This is a genomic window from Aldersonia kunmingensis (assembly GCF_001646865.1).
GTDB classification, from domain to species: Bacteria; Actinomycetota; Actinomycetes; order Mycobacteriales; family Mycobacteriaceae; genus Aldersonia; species Aldersonia kunmingensis.
The window spans coordinates 1-16,647 of the sequence record NZ_LRRB01000282.1 but is presented as its reverse complement, the minus strand read 5'-3'; the positions used below and the strand labels follow the sequence as shown (position 1 = coordinate 16,647).

Genomic DNA, 16,647 nt, shown 5'->3' with positions numbered 1-16,647 from the left:
GATGACTTGGTGACGGATATCGGGGTTGCCGTGCTCGGCGTCGGCGTGATGGGCGCCGATCATGTCGAACGGCTCGCGACGCGGATCACGGGCGCACGGGTCGCCGTGATCGCCGACCCGGTCCGCGCGCAGGCGGAGCAGGTCGCCGGCGCGGTACCCGGCTGCCGTGTTGTCAGCGATCCGCTCGACGCGATTGCCGACCCGGAAGTGCATGCCGTGCTGATCGCGAGTCCGGGCGCAGCGCACGAAAAGCAACTGCTCGCATGCCTCGAACAGCGCCGCCCGGTGCTGTGCGAAAAGCCGCTCACCACCGACGTCGCCACCTCGCTCGAGGTGGCAGTTCGTGAGGCTGCGTTGGGGTTGCGGCTCGTGCAGGTGGGTTTCATGCGCCGCTTCGACGACGAGTACATCGCACTCAAAGCGCTGATGGACTCCGGCAAGCTCGGCCTTCCGCTCGTGCTGCACTGCATCCATCGCAATGTCTCTCCCCCACCGGGTTTCGACAGCTCGATGGTCATTCGCGATTCGCTGGTGCACGAGGTGGACGTGACTCGCTTCCTGTTCGGCGAGGAGATCGATTCGGTGGAGATCATCACGCCGGCGCCGAATCCCGCTGCGCCACACGGTGTCCTCGACCCGCAGATCGCCCTGCTGCGCACCGTCTCAGGACGGCATGTGGATGTGGAACTGTTCGTCAGCGCGGGCGTCGGGTACGAGGTTCGTGCCGAACTGGTGGCCCAGCACGGGAGCGCCATGATTGGACTCGACTCCGGCACGGTCAGCCCACGGACACTGCGGAATTGGGGCTCCCGGGTCACGCCGGGGTTCCGGGAGAGATTCGCCGCGGCCTACGACACCGAACTGCAGCGGTGGGTCGATGCCGTCCGGGCAGGAGCGGACACCGGCGATTACACCGATGGCCCAGGCGCGTGGGACGGCTATGCGGCGGCCGCGGTGTGCGCGGCGGGCGTCGAATCGCTCCACTCGGGCGGGCCGGTCCGGGTACAGCTCGCCGATCGGCCGTCGCGATTGGGCCGCTAGGCCAATGCGAGCGCAGCCCGCGCGGCGTCGGACAGGCTGCGCGCATAACCGCCGCCGAAGCTGGCCGTGTGTACGGCGAGCGGATGCAGTTGGTGCAGTAGCACTCTCGCCTCCCAGCCCACGCGCAGCCGGTGCACAGACTGGTAACCGTCGATGACGTGGTGCAGGAACGGAAGGCCGAACAGTGCGAGCATCGCGAGATCGGTCTCACGGTGACCCCCGTGCGCGGCGGGATCGATCAGCACCGCACCCTGACGCGTCCAGAGCACGTTGCCGTTCCAGAGATCACCGTGGATACGGGCCGGCGGTTCGCCGTCATCGAACGCACCGGACGCACCGAGATCGCAGGCGCGCTCGACGGTACGGAGCCCATCGGCGCCGAGGCTGCCCCCATCGACGGCAACCCGGACGAACGGCAGCACCCTTTCGGCGGCATAGAACTCGCCCCAACTCGAATGCCGAGTGCTGCTCATCGGGCGCGCGCCGATGAACAGTTGACCCGCGAAACCTGCAGGGGGACAGCCGAACAGTTCGCCGTTCACACCGGCGTCGTGCATCCGGGCGAGCATCTCCCCCAGCTCACGGGCGGACCGTTCGCTCGGTGCGCTCTCCCCGATCAGGGCGAGGTCGATATGGCCCGAGCCAACCTCGAGCACGTCGACCACGCGTGCGCCGCCATCGGCGAGCCAGCGCAGACCGGCCGCCTCGGCGGGATAAAAGTCCGGGTGCACACCGGATTTCGACTTTCGGAAGGCGGTACCCCGCCCCAGCGCGTCGCTAGCCACCGGCAAACGGCGGCAGCACATCCACTCGCGGGCCGACCGGCTGCGAGCGGTCCCGGGTCAGTTCGTCGTCGACGAGAAAGGCCGCCACCGTGAGCACGCGGGTCATATCGGCGCCGTGGCGTTCGCTCAACAGGTCCGCCAGATCGCCGAGCGTCGCGGACTCGGGCAACGCGAGGGTTTCCTTCACGCACCCCGCCGCGTCCGCCGCCGCGGCGAAGTACCGCACCGCGATATCGATCCGGTCAGCCACCGATTGCCCCCATCGTCCGGTCCGGCGGCACGAAGTCCGCGGCACCAATGCCATGCCCCGCCCACTTCTGCCACATCGCCCCGCGCCAGAGCTGGGCGAGCTCCCCATCGCTCGCACCGGCCCGCAGCGGACCGCGCAGATCGACCTCGTGGTCGCTGAACAGGCATGACCGGATCATGCCGTCGGCGGTGAGCCGGGTGCGGTCGCAGGTCGTGCAGAACGACCGGGTGACCGACGCGATGATGCCCACGGTCGCGGGGCCACCATTCACCGTCCACAGCTCGGCGGGCGCGGCGGGATCGTCGCGGCCAACCTCGGTGAGTTCGAATCGCGTGCCGAGCACCTCGAGCAGCGTCGCGGCGGTGACCATGTTCGCGCGGGCCCATTCGTGGTCGGCGTCGAGCGGCATTTCCTCGATGAAGCGCAACTCGCATCCCTCGTCGAGGCACCAGGCCAACAGATCGGGCGCGCCGGCCAGCGTGTCCGGCATCAGCACGGCGTTCACCTTGACCGGCGACAGCCCGGCCTGGCGCGCGGCGCGGATCCCGGCCAGCACGGATGGCAGCCGATCGCGGCGAGTCAGTTTTGCGAACTCGGCACGATCCACCGAATCGAGCGAGATATTCACCCGGGTTAGCCCGGCATCGGCCAGAGCCTGGGCGCGGTGTTCGAGGCCGACCGCGTTGGTCGTCATCATCAGCGGCACGTGCGGCAGGCGCTGTGCGCAGCCCGCGATGATCTGCTCGAGATCGCGTCGCATCAGCGGTTCGCCACCGGTGAAGCGCACCTCGTGCACGCCGAGCATGCGCACCGCGAGGTCCACGACGCGCACGATCTCATCGGCACTGAGCAGGCGCTCCGCCGGAATCGCCGGCAGCCCCTCGGCCGGCATGCAATAGGTGCAGCGCAGCGAGCAGCGCTCGGTGATCGACACCCGCAGATCGCGTGCGACCCTTCCGAACCGATCGATGAGCTCCGGCACATCGGGCCGATCCGCGGCACCATCGGCGCGCGCGTCGATCGTTTCCCGGAGAACCGGAATCCCGATATCGACCAACGTCATGCCCCCAGTATGCCCACAACGCCGGAGGCGTTAAATGCCCACAGCGAACGAGGAGTCACGTTCGACGGCAAAGTTTGGCGCTAACCTCCCCGTATGACGCGAACGGTCGCCGAGCATCTGCGGATTGTTTCTGCAGCACTGCCCACCGCCGCCGGCCTTGGAGCCGAAGAAATCGACGTGCGCTCGGCGCTGCATCGGATCACCGCATCCGACGTGGTTTCCCCCGTTGATCTGCCCGTATTCCGCAACTCCCAGATGGACGGTTTCGCGGTGCGCGCCGCGGACGTGGCGTCTGTTCCGGTGCGAATGCCCGTGTACGGAATTGTCGCCGCCGGTGACGCGCCACGCGACCTGCCGGACGGCACGACAATCAAGATCATGACCGGTGCGCCGGTGCCGAATGGCGCGGATTGCATCGTCCCCGTGGAAGACACCGTGCTCGGTGGCGCGACTGTGACGATCAACCGTGGCCGCTCGGCCGGGGACTTCGTCCGCGAACCCGGGTCCGATGTTCGCCTCGGCGAATTGCTCGTTCCCGCAGGGCAGAAGCTCGGGATCCAGCACATCGCCGCGCTGGCCGCCGCGGGCATCCGTACCGTCCGTGTCCGCCGACGCGTGCATGCCGCGGTGATCACGACGGGCGCCGAACTCGTTCCGGCCGGCACGCCGCTCGGCCCGGGCCAGATCTTCGATTCGAACAGCACCGCACTGGCGACCGGGATCCTGACCAACGAGGCCGAGGTCATCGCCGTGAAGCACTGCGTCGACGATCCGCGGCAGTTCCTCGCGATGCTGCGAAGCGTCATCAAGCGTGTCGACGTCGTCTTCACCTCGGGCGGCGTCTCGATGGGTGATTTCGAGGTTGTCCGTGAGGCACTCACGCCGCTCGGCGGGTGGTTCGACCATGTCGGGATGCAGCCAGGCGGTCCGCAGGGCCTCACCATCCTCGATGGTGTGCCGGTGATCAGCTTCCCGGGTAATCCGGTGAGCACGCTCATCTCGTTCCAGATATTCGCGCGGCCCGCACTGCGTGCGCTGGCCGGCCTGCCGCCGGTGGAGTCGGAGACGGCGACGCTGTGCTCGGACGTCGTCTCCCCGCGTGACAAGCGGCAATACCTGCGTGGGCGCATGACGGACGCGGGCGTGGAGGTGGTCTCCGGGCCCGGTTCGCACCTGATCGCCGCAATGGCGCGCGCCGATGTGCTGATCGAAATCCCTGCGGAGGTCACTGGGTTGAAGGCCGGCTCGGGTGTGCAAGTGTGGCCGCTATGAGCGAGTTGTCGCACCTGGACCAAGAGGGCCGCGCGCGGATGGTCGATGTCAGCGCCAAGCCCGATTCCGCCCGCCGCGCCGTGGCCGCCGGCGAGCTGCTCACCACGCCCGAGGTCATCGCGCTCGTGCGCGCGGACAACATGCCGAAGGCCGACGTGCTCGCCACAGCACGGATCGCCGGCATCAACGGCGCGAAGAAAACCTCCGAACTGATCCCGCTGTGCCATCAGCTCGCGTTGTCCTCCGTGGACGTGAAGTTCGACTTCACCGACAGTTCGATCACGATCGAGGCGGTCGCAAAGACCAAGGGCCCCACGGGCGTCGAGATGGAGGCCCTGACTGCGGTCGCGGTTGCCGGGCTCACGCTGCACGACATGGTGAAGGCGGTCGACCCGGCGGCGACACTGAACGGCGTCAAGCTGCTCACCAAGGACGGCGGAAAGTCCGGGCACTGGCAGCGTTCCGGCGCGGCGCCCGAGGTGGAGCGCGCGAACCAGGCGGTCGGCGAGCGGACAGCGGCGGTGCTCGTCGCCTCGACCGGCGGTGCCCGTGGCACCCGGGAGGACACCACCGGCCCGGTGATCGCCGCGTGGCTCACCGACCAAGGCTTCACCGTGCGGGGTCCGCTGATCTACGCCGACGCGGAGATCGCCGCCGGGCTGCGCGACGCACTCGACGGCGCGCCGACGATCGTGATCAGCACCGGCGGCACGGGCGCCTCGCCCACCGATGCCACACCCGAAGCGACGCTGGCGGTGCTCGATCGCGAACTGCCCGGCGTCGCGGAAGCCATCCGGGCCAAAGGCGCGGCCAAGTTCCCGCTCGCCTCGCTCAGCCGCGGCGTCGCAGGTCTCGTCGGCTCGACCGTCGTGGTGAATCTGCCCGGCTCCCCGGGCGGGGTGCGAGACGGACTGGACGTGCTCGCGCCACTGGTGAAACATCTTGTGGAACAGGCTGCCGGAGGGGGCGCGCATGAGTGACGTACTGGCGCGGATATCGGCCGAACCGCTCGATCCCGGCGTTGTCGATGCCGCAGTAGCCGGGCCGGAGCACGGCGCGACCGTGTTGTTTTCCGGAGTTGTGCGCAATCACGATGGCGGACAACGGGTTTCCGAGCTCGAATACCACGCACACCCGGACGCCGAGCGATTCCTGCAGGCCTGTTGCGCCGAGGTCGCCGCGGCAACCGGGCTACCGGTAGCCGCGGTCCATCGCGTCGGCAATCTCGCCGTGGGCGATCTCGCGTTGGTCGCGGCAGTATCCGCTCCGCACCGTGCCGAGGCGTTCCAGGCGTGCGCGGAACTCGTCGAGCGCATCAAGCACGAGGTGCCTATCTGGAAGCGTCAGCACTTCGACGACGGTGTCTCCGAATGGGTTGGTTTGTAGGAGCGAGCGCTACTTGTCGCCGCTGAGCATGGTCATGACGACGCTCAGCAGGGTTTCGGCCAACTGCGTAACCACTTCGGTCATGCCACCCCCCTCGGACGATCCCTCTCCGCCACCGATACCGAGTGCACTGAGCAGCGGCGACAGCAACTGGACCGCGGTTCCGAGCAGGTCGTCACCGTCGTCTCCGGTCTTGGGCGTCGACTTCGGTGTGCTCGTGCGCGGTTTCGCCGACGCATCGGAAGCTTCCGGCGTGGACCCCGAGGGCAGCGCAAGCGCCTCGGTAGTCGCAGAGGTATTGCCAAGCAGGTAGCTGACGACACCCGTTGTGATCGCGATGGCCTGCTTGACCTGTCCCTCCTCGGTCTCGAGCAGCTTCGCGTCGTCTGGGTTCGCGCCATTGCCCATTTCGAGGAATGCGAGCGGAATCGTGGTCAGCGCAGGACCAGCGATATCCGCGCGGGTCTGCAAACCCTCGGCCACGCCCGCGTAGTTCGCCGGCGTGAAGCCCGACTTCACGTAGGCATCGCGAATCGACTTCGAGAACTCGAGGCCCTTGCCGGATTGGACCTCGTTGGCTTTCGCGTCCGGTATGGGCAGCGCCGGCACGATGAGATGGAACCCGTGGTCCGCGGCGGGCGCGGAATCGGCGTGGATGCTGATCGCGACATCAGCCCCGGACCGGCTCGCCGCAGCAGCCCGCTCGTCGACGCAGCCGCCCCAGCCACTGTCATCTGCGCGACTCAGCATCACCTTCGCCCCGAGGGTCTCCAGCGACGCCTTGACCAGTTGCGCGACGTTCCAGTTGATCGTGTGCTCGGGGACGCCGCCCGCACTGGTCATTCCGGTGGTCTGACACTCCTTGGTGCCGCCACGGCCGTCATTGACCTGTCTCGCGAGATTTTCGGTGTGCCCATTGCCCTGATGACCGGGATCCAGGAAGACGCTCGTCCCGACCAGCTTGGTCATCATGCTTTCGGGCGTGGGTTCCGCCGAGGCCACTCCGGGCACGACTATCGCGGCGGTCATCGCCACACATAGTCCGCCGGTAATCACGATGTTCTTCATATGCCGATCGGCACGCTCACCCCAGCCGCGCCGCCTCCTTCCGCACGCGCAACATCGGTAACAACCTTCACTGTTGCAACACTGCGGGCGGAACGACAACCACCTGGGTGGTCCGTTATTCAACTGTTGTTGCCAGAGTGACTCACGTGACGACGAGCGAGTCTCCGTCGACGGTCACTGACCTGGGCGCAAGGCCGGTTGTGGCCGGCCCGGTCACCACTCCGCCATTCAGATTGAACTTGCTGCCGTGACACGGGCAGTTGATCGTTCCGCCTGCGACCCCGTCGACATTGCAGCCCTTGTGCGGGCAGACCGGTGAGAAGGCCAGGAAGGTGCCGGCGGAGGGCTGGGTGACGACCACCCCGCCGAGGATCGCGCCGCCCCCAACAGGCACCTCGGAGGTCTTGCCCACGATGTTTCCGGACTGCCCGGCCGGCGCCGGTTCGGATTTGGTGGACGTGTCGGACGAGTCATCGGAGCTGCTACAAGCCGCGATTGCGACGGCGACCGCCGCAACACCGGCCCCGGCTACGGCTGTCCTGCGATTGATCATGAGGTCATCGGCGCTCATGGGATCTCCAACTCTTTGGGCTGTTGAGCGTTCGTCGAGACCACGTTCCGGCTCGCCGCGAAGTTCACGCCGCGCCGGAACGAGCCAATGCGTCCAGCATGCCGCCGATTGGGCAATCGAGTCGGGTGAAACCGACAAACCGGCGGCGGCTATCGCGCAGCCGCCGTCGGTCTCGACAGGCGCTACGGCGTGTGTGCCGCGAGAAAGTCCTCGAAGGTCACCGTGCCGTAGGTGTTCTCGGGCGTGTTATGCCCGCCGGACCGATAGCCCGCACCCGTGCCACCGGGGATCCGCACCGGCAGGACCGCGCGACGCCGGCCGGTCGCAGCCAGGTAGCTGCGGGCGAGGTCCGACACCGATCGCACCTCGGGGCCACCGATATCGGCGACCCGGCCTGCCGCCGGTGCTGCCGTGAGTTCGACGAGCCGGGCGGCAACATCCGAGGTATCGATGGGCTGGAACTCGGTGCGGGACGGCACGCACACCACCGGCGACCAACGTTGGGCGGAAAACAGCGTGTGCAGCAGCGCGTGGAACTGGGTGGCCCGCAGGATCGTGAATGGCAGCCCCGATGTCTCGATGAGCCGCTCGGCCTCCAGCTTGGCGTTGTAGTAGAAGAACGGCACGCGATCAACGCCGACGATCGAGATGTAGATCAGGTGCGTGTCCGGCCACGTCGACAATGCCTCGATCAGCGTGCGCGTCGCGTCGACGTCCTTCTTGCCCTGTGTGGTGGCGCAATGGACGACCACATCGACATCCCCACCGACCGCACCGGCGATCCCCTCGCCTGTGCTCAGGTCGCCACGCGCCCACTCCACGGAGCCGGCCCAGGTCGGCGCATCCGCACCAGCGGCTGGTTCGCCCCGACGGCTCAGCACCCGGACCACCGCGTCCGTTGCCACCAATCTTTCGACCAGATCGCGACCGAGTGTTCCTGTCCCGCCGGTTACCAGGATTCGTTGTGTCATTGCTGTCTCCTTGGCCTTCGAGCGCTGCGTTTCGCCGTAATGAACGTTAAGCAAACTTGCTCACCGCGAACGGCGCGAAAGTGTGATTCGTCCCACGACCTGGCTCGATACGACGTGCGTCACATGAAAAAGTAGGACTTGTGCACTACATTTTCAGATGTCACCGATGACTTCCGCTCACTAGTAGCGCCGCGTCACCCGCGGTTCGAAGGAGGCATTGGCATGTATGTGCTCATCGCGCTCGCCGCGCTCGTGCCCGTTGCAGCTGTGTCCGCAGCCACGGCAATCGCCGCCCTGGCCTGGGCGGAGGGTCGTCGCATCGAACGCGCCCAGCAAAGCGACATTCTTTCCGCGCATCGATAGGTCGTGGCCCATCCGCATACGCAACACCCGCCCCTCAGGTTGAATAGTCCTGCGAAGCTCTCGTAGCCTCGTGATGACCGGTTGTGTTTTCAACCGGAAAGTAGTTTGCGGGCAACCGCAGTCTCGCGCTGCGGTGCGAGCTCTTGAGTAGGGGTGAGCGGTGTTGGAATCGACGACCGGGAACGACGCGGCCGGAATTCCCGATCCTGGGATCGGAGCGAACGGGTTCGAGGTCGCCGTCGTGTGGCATGACAACGTCGTCGTCCTTGGTGTCAGCGGAACGCTCGACATGGTGACGGCACCCCAGCTCACCGAATCGATCCAGAACTCGCTGAAGAACGAACCGGCCGCGGTAATCGTGGATTTGACCGGTGTCGAATTCCTCGCTTCGGCGGGCATGACGGTACTCATTGCGGCGCACGAGCAGATCGGCGAATCCGCGCAGTTCACTGTCGTTGCCGACGGCCCGGCAGTCGGACGACCGATGCACCTGGTTGGCGTCGACAAGCTTCTGGCGATTCACACAACGCTCGATGCCGCCCTCGAAGCCGCCTCGGTGAAGTGATCCGGGAGCCGCTGCCGGGATGAGCCACACGGACCCGCGATCGGCCAACCCGCCCCGAACCAGCGGGCTGGTGGCCTTCGCGCAGTCCAGTGCAGGAAATCCAGCCGGAGCGTCGACCCTGCGGACGGCGTTCCACAAATGGCTGGACAAGCAGCTGATGCTGTCCGCCGAGCTTCTGAGCGACCTCACGCTCGCTGTCAACGAGGCGCTTGCCAACGCTGTTGAACATGCCTACGCGGGAGCCTCAAAGCACGGCGAGGTCGATCTGCACGCGCAGTTCGACATCCGCTCCGGTGACCTGGTGGTCGTCATTCGCGATCATGGCATCTGGCGCTCACCCGAGCCCGACCCGCACCATTTGCGCGGGCGTGGCATTCCCCTCATTCGGGCGCTGGCGTCGGCATCCACGATCGAAACCGATGCGAACGGCACCTGCGTGGAACTGCGCTGGTCGGGGCTCACCGAACGGAATTAGATCGACGGCTGCCGGGGTGCGCCGGCCCCGCTGAGTTTCGGCCGCCGCACTGGGTCCGGCGCATTTCGCAACTGGTAGTTCTTGTGGCATAGCGTGGCGGCATGGAAATCCGGGCGGTATCCGTCGATGAAGGCCGTTCCTGGCGCGAGTACGCCGAGCCGGTGATGACACGCCCGCTGGTCGCCGCGCTGGACGCCTTCGCCGAGAGTGGCTACGACGGAGCCTCGATCCGCGACATCGCGAACCGGGCCGGTCTTTCGGTCCCGGGCCTGTATCACCACTATCCGTCGAAGCAGGCGCTGCTGGCCGAACTGATGACCGCAGTGATGGCCGAGCTGCTCGAACGCAGCAGGCAGGCCCTCGCGTCCGCCGGAGACTCCGCGAGCGAGCGGTTCGACGCGGTGGTCGAGTCCCTGCTGCGCTTCCACATGTTCCGGCGCGAACAGGCCTTCGTGGGCGCGTCCGAGATTCGCAGCCTGGCTCCGGAGAACCGGTCCGCCTATGTCGCGTTGCGGGATGAGCAACAGCGCATGCTCGACGAGATCGTGCGGGCCGGCGTTGCCGCGGGCGAGTTTGGCACTCGCTTCCCCGACGACGCGAGCCGCGCGGTGACGACCATGTGCGTCGCCGTTGCCACCTGGTACCGGCCGGATGGGCCGCAATCCCCCGACGAGATCGTCGAGCGATACCTGGCAATTGCCCGCTCCGCCGTCGGCGCCACCGCTTGACTGTTGTCGGAAGCATGTGCCACGCTCGCTACCGACCGAACGATCGCTCGGTCGCGGAATGCCACCCGTGAAGGGAGTTTGCTGTGGCCGTCGATTTCGCCCATTCACCGCAGGTGACCGAACTCGTCGAGAAGACGACGACGTTCGTGCAGAACGAGGTGCTGCCCGTCGAGGACGCGCATTTCGGTGATATCGAAGCCGCGGGTGGTGACAAGCTTCGCGTCGAGCTCGGGGACAAGGCCCGCGCCGCCGGTGTCTACGCCCCGCACGCTCCCGTCGAGTACGGCGGCCTCGGGCTGAACATGGTCGATCGCGCCCCGGTCTTCGAGGCGGCCGGCTATTCCCTGTTCGGGCCTGCCGCGGTCAACATCGCCGCTCCCGACGAGGGCAATGTGCACATGCTCGCGCACATCGCCAACGCCGAGCAGAAGGAGCAGTTCCTCGCTCCCCTCGCCCGCGGCGATGTCCGTTCGGCGTTCGCGATGACCGAGCCCGCGCCGGGCGCCGGCTCGGATCCGAGCGCGCTGGCGACGCTCGCGACGCGCACCGACAACGGCTGGGTTATCAACGGCCGCAAGCACTTCATCACCGGCGCCGACGGCGCGGGGTTCTTCATCATCATGGCCCGCACCTCCGGTGAGCCCGGCCAGAACGGCGGCGCGACGATGTTCCTCGCTCCCGCCGACACCCCGGGTCTGACGGTCGGACGCCACATCACCACACTGGACCGCGCCATGATCGGCGGACACTGCGAGGTGACCTTCGAAGACCTGCGCCTGCCCGAAGAAGCGGTGCTCGGCGAGGTCGACCAGGGCTTCTCCTACGCGCAGGTTCGCCTCGGCCCGGCCCGCATGACGCACGTCATGCGCTGGCTCGGTGCCGCGCTCCGCGCGCACGATCTCGCTGTCGAACTGGTCGCCGATCGGGAAGCCTTCGGCTCCAAGCTCGGTGATCTCGGCATGATCCAGGCGATGATCGCGGACAACGAGATCGACATCGCCGCGACCCGTGCCCTGCTGCTGCAGGCCTGCTGGGAGCTTGATCGCGGTGGTCGCGCTGCGAATTCGACCTCGATCGCCAAGACCTACGCGGCCGAGGCCGTCGGCCGGATCGTCGACCGCTCGATTCAGATGTGCGGTGGCCTCGGTGTTTCCGACGATCTTCCGCTGGCCCGGCTCTCGCGTGAGGTCCGCCCGTTCCGGATCTACGACGGCCCCTCCGAGGTGCACCGCTGGGCCATCGCCAAGCGCACCGTCGGCGCCGCCCGCCGCCGCGCAGCGGCGAAAAAGGACGACAGCCGCGCAGCCGCCAAGGAGAATGGCAATGGCTGACACCGCACTCGCGGGCCTCGACCTCGCAGCGCTCGCAGGGTATTTCGAGGCCAACGGCGTCGCCGTCGAAGGTGAACTGCGAGCCGACCTCATCTCCGGTGGCCGCTCGAACCTGACCTTCCGGGTGAGCGACAACAGTTCCCGTTATGTTCTGCGCCGCCCGCCACTCGCCGGACTCACTCCGTCGGCGCACGACGTCGCGCGCGAGTTCAAGGTTGCCGCTGCCCTGCAGGGCACCCCGGTGCCGGTCGCGCGCACCGTCGTCCTGTGCGAGGACAACTCCGTGATGGGCGCACCGTTCGCGGTCGTGGAGAACGTCGAGGGCCGGGTGATCCGGACCGAGAAGGAACTCGAGACGCTGTCGGACGCCGAAATCGATTTGTGCGTGGACGAACTCGTGCGCGTGCTCGCGGCCCTGCATCAGGTGGATCACCGCGCAGTCGGCCTCGAATCCTTCGGCAAGCCTTCGGGTTTCGTGAGTCGCCAGGTGAAAATCTGGAACGGCCAGTGGGAGCGGGTCAAGGCCGACGAGATCCCCGACGTTGACCGCCTCGGCGCGCTGCTCGCCGACCGGATCCCCGAGCGCGACGTGGCGACGATCGTGCACGGCGACTACCGGATCGACAACACGATCCTGTCGGCGTCCGACGCCGGCAAGGTCGAGGCCGTGCTCGACTGGGAAATGTCCACGCTCGGTGACCCTTTGACCGATGTCGCGCTGATGTGCGTCTACCGGAACCCGTCGTTCGGCATGGTTCTCGATGAGGCGGCCGCCTGGGCGAGCGAGCGCATCCCGACCGCCGACGATCTGGCGGAGCGCTACGCGCGCGCAACGGGCAGCGACCTCGAGCACTGGGATTTCTTCATGGGTCTCGCCAACTTCAAGCTCGCGGTGATCGCAGCCGGTATCGACCACCGGCGTCGCGCGGCCGAGGAGCAGGGTGGTGCCGCTCCGGTCGCGAACGCCGATCAGGTCGCGGCCGCCGTACCGATTTTCGCCGCAGCGGGTCTCGCCGCACTGAACGAAGGAAAATGATGGACCGCAGTGCACTCATCACCGGCGCCTCGCGTGGCATCGGTCTGGCGATCGCGACCCGGCTCGCCAACTCCGGCTACGGACTGACCATTTCCGCACGCGGCGCGGAAGCCCTCGAGGTGGCGGCGAAGTCGCTGCGCGAGGCCGGCGCGCCCGAGGTGGTCGTGGTGCCCGCCGATATGTCCGATCCTGAGTCGGGAGACGCCCTCGTGGCCGCGCACACCGAGGCCTTCGGTGACATGAACGCACTGATCCTCAATGCCGGTGTCGGCACGGCGGGTCCGATCGCCGAATTCCCGCAGCGCCGCTTCGACAAGACGGTCGCGGTGAACTTCACCGCGCCGTTCGCGCTCATCCAGCGCGCGCTGCCGCTGCTGCGTGCCGCGGCCGCGAAGGACGCCAGGCGCGGCTCCAAGGTGGTGGCGATCTCGTCCATCACCGGCGAGTACGCCGAGCCGACAATGGCCGCCTACGGCGCGACCAAGGCCGCGCTCACGTCGCTGATCGAGACCATGAACATGGAGGAGTCCGGCAACGGCGTCTCCGGTTGCTCGATCGCGCCCGCATTCGTGGATACCGATATGACGGATTGGATCAAGGACAAGATCCCGGCCGAGCAGATGATCGACGTCGAGGACATCAGCGAACTCGTCGAAGCGCTGCTGAAGCTTTCGGCGCAGGCCGTGGTGCCGAAGATCGTGGTGTCGCGCGCCGGCGCAAACCCGTACGGCGCCTGACAGCGCTCGTCCGTATACCCAAGGCTGGACTTCGGGGCGCGGTGCCTGCGCCAGTCGCACGCACCGCGCCCGTTCCGTCTACACGCCGCAATTCCGCGTCCGTGGCTACTCTGGCGGGATGCGCCGCACGACGATCGTCACCGAGCACGCCGCCCGACGTGCCGGGCGGACCGGTCTGCTGGGCTGGCTCGGATCGGCGGATTCGCAAATGTTCGACCGGGTTGCCCAGTCCCACAGCCCACTGCTCGATGCGACGCTCCCGCGCCTGACGCATCTCGCCGATCATTCGAAGCTGTGGATGGCGATCGCCGCGGGACTGATCGCCTCCGATAATCCGCGGCTCACCCATGCCGCGCGGCGCGGAATCGTCTCCGTGGCCGCCACCAGCTTCACCGCGAATATCGTTGCCAAGCAACTACTTCCACGCACCCGGCCGGGTATCGCGCGCGTGCCGGCGGTCCGCCGCGCCCGAAGGATTCCCACCTCGCCGTCGTTCCCCTCCGGCCATTCCGCCTCCGCCGCGGCATTCGCCTACGCGGTGAGCCGCGAGGTGCCCGAACTCGCCCTACCGCTCGGAGCACTCGCCGGCGCTGTGGCCTACAGCCGCATCTACACGGGTGTGCACTACCCGGGCGACGTCGCAGCTGGGATTGCCCTCGGCACCGTGGTCGCGATGGGCGTGAACCGCGTTGTGCGCACTCCCGAGCCGATACCCGAGGGGCCGCGAGGAGAATCCGAAACGCTCCCACCCAGGCCGGATGGCGCCGGTGTGGTCGCCGTCGTCAACCCCAGCTCGGGCATCGGTTTCGGTCCCGACATCCTCGAGTTGCTGCGCATCGAACTGCCGGCCGCGGAGATCGTCGAGGTCGGCGAGGGCGACAACCTGCTCGATTTGCTAATCGACGCGGCAGGACGGTGCGAGGTGCTCGCCGTTGCCGGAGGTGACGGCAGCGTGGCCTGTGCGGCCGGAGTCGCCGTCGAGCACAACAAGCCCCTGCTCGTCCTGTGTGGCGGCACGTTCAATCATTTCGCCACCGACCTCGGCATCGACGATCCGCGCACCGCGATCGCCGCGGTGCGCGACGGCAGTGCGGTGCGTGTTGACGTGACCCGCGTCGCCGATCGGGTGTTCGTGAACACCGCGAGCGTCGGGGCCTACCCCGAGTTCGTCACGACCCGGGAGAAGTACGAGAAGCGGTTCGGCAAGCCGATCGCCGCGATTGTTGCCTTTCTGAAGGTCGCGCGCACCAGCGAGCCACTGGACCTCCGCATCGACGGGCGGCCCCACCACACGAGGCTGTTCTTCCTCGGTTCGGGACGCTACGAGCCGCGCGGATTCGCGCCGAGTTCGCGGAGCCGGCTCGATGACGGACTGCTCGATGTTCGAGTGCTCGACACGGACGGCTGGGTGGGCAGGCTACGAACGCTGCTGGCGCTCGTCATCGGTCGTCTCGACACGGACTCGCGCTACCGGGAGGACGCGCGGGCGAAGGTAGTCGTGGAACGGTCGGAGGACGGGCCGTACGCCTACGACGGAGAAGTCGTGGACGGCCCGGCGCGGCTCGAATTCATCAAGGAACCGGGGGCTTTGGTGGTCTACGCCCCCTCGCGCCCCTGACCTGCGGCGCTGCGGCATGGCCGGGGCGCGCCTAACGTGGGTTGCACAGCCACCGTTCGGGAGGTAGCCAATGTCACGGACACGACTCGAGCCCAGCGCCCAACATCCGATAACCATCGAACCGACGCTCGGCACAGTCCGGGTTCGCGCAGGCACACAGGTAATCGCCACATCCGATCGCGCGTTTACGCTCAGCGAGGCCAATTACCCTGTGGTGCACTATCTTCCGATCGACGATGTCGACCGGTCGATACTGCGCGCGAGCGAACACACCACGTACTGCCCGTTCAAGGGCGACGCCTCCTACTACTCGCTCGCCACTGCCGATGGTGAGCTGACCAACGCCGTGTGGGTCTACCAGGAGCCGTATCCCGCAGTGGCCGAAATCGCCGGCTGTGTCGCGTTCTACCCCGATCAGGTCGACATCGAAGTGAGTGCCTCGGCCTAGCCCGCTCGGCCTGGACAATCGAAATCGCCGGCCCCTTCGAGCCGGACAATCGAAATCGCCGGCCCCTGCGGGGCCGGCGATTTCGCTCCCTCCGGGATCAGCGCGCCGCGTCTGCCGCGCCGCGCTCGGTAGCTTTGCCCTGGCTCGCGAGCTGGCCACCCGAGTTCTCCAGGTGCGCACGGATGAACCACTGGAACTTCTCCAGTTCCGCGGTCTGCCCGATCAGCATGTCCTCGGTGATCTTGTCGATCTCGCCGATCTCGTCGATCGCCGCGCGGTTGGATTTGATGACTCCGTCATAGACGACATCGAGCGCGGCCAGATGGGCCTGTGCCGTGTCGCGGCCGACGGAGTAGTCGTCCCACGTGCGGTCCTTTTCGATCGCACCGGCGGTGCCATTGGGCGCGGTACCCAACGCGGCGACGCGCTCGGCAACGGCATCGGCGTACCCGCGCACGATCTCGACCTGCGGGTCGATCATTTCGTGCACTCCGATGAAGTTTGGCCCGACCACGTTCCAGTGGATGTGTTTCAGCGTCAGGTGCAGGTCGTTGTAGGTGCTCAGGCGCTGCTGCAACGTGTTGGCCACCGTGGTGCCCTGCTCGGAGCTCAACCCGGGAACCGTGAACGACGTCATATGTCTGTGCCTCCTGTTCGCCGCGCTCGTTACGCGAATCTCATACGGCTGAGTAACCACCACCCCGGGTTGCCAAACCCCTGCTAGCCTGCGGCGCACATCACAGCGAAGGGATGCCCATGCCAATCACGAGCGCCGGGGTCGCTCTCTACCGACTCCACGGCGATGGCGAGGTGTTCATCGCGCACATGGGCGGGCCGTTCTGGGCGAAAAAGGACGACGCGGCCTGGTCGATTCCGAAGGGCGAGTACGTCGAGGGCGAGGATCCGCACGCAGTGGCGCTCCGCGAGTTCGAAGAGGAA

At 67.2% G+C, this 16,647-nt stretch carries 21 protein-coding genes; 14 read left to right on the top strand and 7 right to left on the bottom strand.

Translation table 11 applies throughout. From position 1 onward, the window contains the following. The first annotated feature begins 9 nt into the window (after positions 1–9). A complete protein-coding gene (locus tag A8G08_RS22465; protein WP_068279032.1) occupies positions 10–1,041 on the top strand; it encodes a Gfo/Idh/MocA family oxidoreductase in 1,032 nt (343 codons plus the stop codon). Here A8G08_RS22465 and A8G08_RS22460 read toward each other — a convergent pair. Genes A8G08_RS22460 through moaA form a run of 3 tightly spaced genes read right to left on the bottom strand, consistent with a single transcriptional unit; the run spans position 1,038 to position 3,139 of the window. Continuing rightward, complete coding sequence (locus A8G08_RS22460) at positions 1,038–1,826, bottom strand: fructosamine kinase family protein (protein ID WP_245672955.1); 789 nt, start codon at positions 1,824–1,826, stop codon at positions 1,038–1,040. The genes A8G08_RS22465 and A8G08_RS22460 overlap by 4 nt on opposite strands. Continuing rightward, a complete protein-coding gene (locus tag A8G08_RS22455; RefSeq protein WP_068279026.1) occupies positions 1,819–2,076 on the bottom strand; it encodes a MoaD/ThiS family protein in 258 nt (85 codons plus the stop codon). Before A8G08_RS22455 ends, A8G08_RS22460 begins: the two co-directional genes overlap by 8 nt. Beyond that, a complete protein-coding gene (moaA, locus tag A8G08_RS22450; protein ID WP_068279025.1) occupies positions 2,069–3,139 on the bottom strand; it encodes a GTP 3',8-cyclase MoaA in 1,071 nt (356 codons plus the stop codon). Before moaA ends, A8G08_RS22455 begins: the two co-directional genes overlap by 8 nt. A 93-nt stretch (positions 3,140–3,232) precedes the next feature. On the opposite strand from moaA, the gene A8G08_RS22445 reads away from it, so the two are divergent. The 3 genes from A8G08_RS22445 to A8G08_RS22435 are packed head-to-tail and all read left to right on the top strand — an operon-like array spanning position 3,233 to position 5,797. Beyond that, on the top strand, positions 3,233–4,411 hold the full coding sequence (locus A8G08_RS22445) for a molybdopterin molybdotransferase MoeA (protein WP_068279024.1): 1,179 nt from the start codon (positions 3,233–3,235) through the stop codon (positions 4,409–4,411). Next, entirely contained in the window at positions 4,408–5,391 is a 984-nt protein-coding gene (moaCB, locus tag A8G08_RS22440) for a bifunctional molybdenum cofactor biosynthesis protein MoaC/MoaB (protein ID WP_068279022.1), read from the top strand. The genes A8G08_RS22445 and moaCB overlap by 4 nt, the downstream gene beginning before the upstream one ends. Then, positions 5,384–5,797 (top strand): molybdenum cofactor biosynthesis protein MoaE, encoded by a 414-nt coding sequence (locus tag A8G08_RS22435; RefSeq protein ID WP_068279020.1) that lies wholly within the window; start codon positions 5,384–5,386, stop codon positions 5,795–5,797. Before moaCB ends, A8G08_RS22435 begins: the two co-directional genes overlap by 8 nt. A gap of 9 nt (positions 5,798–5,806) precedes the next feature. Here the strand turns inward: A8G08_RS22435 and A8G08_RS22430 are convergent, their stop codons facing one another. The 3 genes from A8G08_RS22430 to A8G08_RS22420 all read right to left on the bottom strand — a co-directional run bounded on the left by A8G08_RS22430 (position 5,807) and on the right by A8G08_RS22420 (position 8,407). Further along, positions 5,807–6,865, bottom strand: coding sequence for an N-acetylmuramoyl-L-alanine amidase (locus A8G08_RS22430; RefSeq protein WP_068279019.1), 1,059 nt, complete (start codon positions 6,863–6,865; stop codon positions 5,807–5,809). 142 nt (positions 6,866–7,007) lie between these two features. Continuing rightward, positions 7,008–7,436 carry a Rieske (2Fe-2S) protein gene (locus A8G08_RS22425; protein WP_068279018.1) on the bottom strand — a complete coding sequence of 143 codons (429 nt, stop codon included), beginning with the start codon at positions 7,434–7,436 and terminating at the stop codon, positions 7,008–7,010. A gap of 182 nt (positions 7,437–7,618) precedes the next feature. Then, a complete protein-coding gene (locus tag A8G08_RS22420; RefSeq protein WP_068279017.1) occupies positions 7,619–8,407 on the bottom strand; it encodes an SDR family oxidoreductase in 789 nt (262 codons plus the stop codon). A gap of 222 nt (positions 8,408–8,629) precedes the next feature. Between A8G08_RS22420 and A8G08_RS27300 the strand changes: the two genes are divergently transcribed. The 9 genes from A8G08_RS27300 (at position 8,630) to A8G08_RS22380 (ending at position 15,708) form a co-directional block, all read left to right on the top strand. Continuing rightward, a complete protein-coding gene (locus A8G08_RS27300) occupies positions 8,630–8,770 on the top strand; it encodes a hypothetical protein (RefSeq protein ID WP_157108739.1) in 141 nt (46 codons plus the stop codon). Positions 8,771–8,930: 160 nt separating this feature from the next. Beyond that, complete coding sequence (locus A8G08_RS22415) at positions 8,931–9,335, top strand: STAS domain-containing protein (protein ID WP_245672953.1); 405 nt, start codon at positions 8,931–8,933, stop codon at positions 9,333–9,335. Between the two features lie 19 nt (positions 9,336–9,354). Beyond that, positions 9,355–9,810 carry an ATP-binding protein gene (locus A8G08_RS22410; RefSeq protein ID WP_068279016.1) on the top strand — a complete coding sequence of 152 codons (456 nt, stop codon included), beginning with the start codon at positions 9,355–9,357 and terminating at the stop codon, positions 9,808–9,810. Positions 9,811–9,911: 101 nt separating this feature from the next. Further along, positions 9,912–10,538, top strand: coding sequence for a TetR/AcrR family transcriptional regulator (locus A8G08_RS22405; protein ID WP_068279015.1), 627 nt, complete (start codon positions 9,912–9,914; stop codon positions 10,536–10,538). A gap of 83 nt (positions 10,539–10,621) precedes the next feature. Beyond that, on the top strand, positions 10,622–11,869 hold the full coding sequence (locus A8G08_RS22400) for an acyl-CoA dehydrogenase family protein (RefSeq protein ID WP_068279014.1): 1,248 nt from the start codon (positions 10,622–10,624) through the stop codon (positions 11,867–11,869). Further along, the gene (locus tag A8G08_RS22395; protein WP_068279013.1) at positions 11,862–12,905 is read left to right on the top strand and encodes a phosphotransferase family protein; all 1,044 of its coding nucleotides are present in this window, start codon (positions 11,862–11,864) and stop codon (positions 12,903–12,905) included. Before A8G08_RS22400 ends, A8G08_RS22395 begins: the two co-directional genes overlap by 8 nt. Beyond that, positions 12,905–13,642 (top strand): SDR family NAD(P)-dependent oxidoreductase, encoded by a 738-nt coding sequence (locus tag A8G08_RS22390; protein WP_068279011.1) that lies wholly within the window; start codon positions 12,905–12,907, stop codon positions 13,640–13,642. The genes A8G08_RS22395 and A8G08_RS22390 overlap by 1 nt, the downstream gene beginning before the upstream one ends. 208 nt (positions 13,643–13,850) lie before the next feature. Beyond that, on the top strand, positions 13,851–15,260 hold the full coding sequence (locus tag A8G08_RS22385; RefSeq protein WP_425394592.1) for a bifunctional phosphatase PAP2/diacylglycerol kinase family protein: 1,410 nt from the start codon (positions 13,851–13,853) through the stop codon (positions 15,258–15,260). A gap of 70 nt (positions 15,261–15,330) precedes the next feature. Continuing rightward, positions 15,331–15,708, top strand: a complete 378-nt coding sequence (locus A8G08_RS22380; RefSeq protein WP_068279008.1) for a DUF427 domain-containing protein — start codon at positions 15,331–15,333, stop codon at positions 15,706–15,708. A 97-nt stretch (positions 15,709–15,805) separates the two neighbouring features. On the opposite strand, the gene A8G08_RS22375 is transcribed toward A8G08_RS22380, so the two are convergent. Beyond that, positions 15,806–16,345 (bottom strand): Dps family protein, encoded by a 540-nt coding sequence (locus tag A8G08_RS22375; protein ID WP_068279005.1) that lies wholly within the window; start codon positions 16,343–16,345, stop codon positions 15,806–15,808. A 119-nt stretch (positions 16,346–16,464) separates the two neighbouring features. Here A8G08_RS22375 and A8G08_RS22370 point away from each other — a divergent pair. Then, the coding region (locus A8G08_RS22370; protein WP_157108738.1) for an NUDIX domain-containing protein at positions 16,465–16,647 on the top strand (183 nt) is incomplete at its 3' end.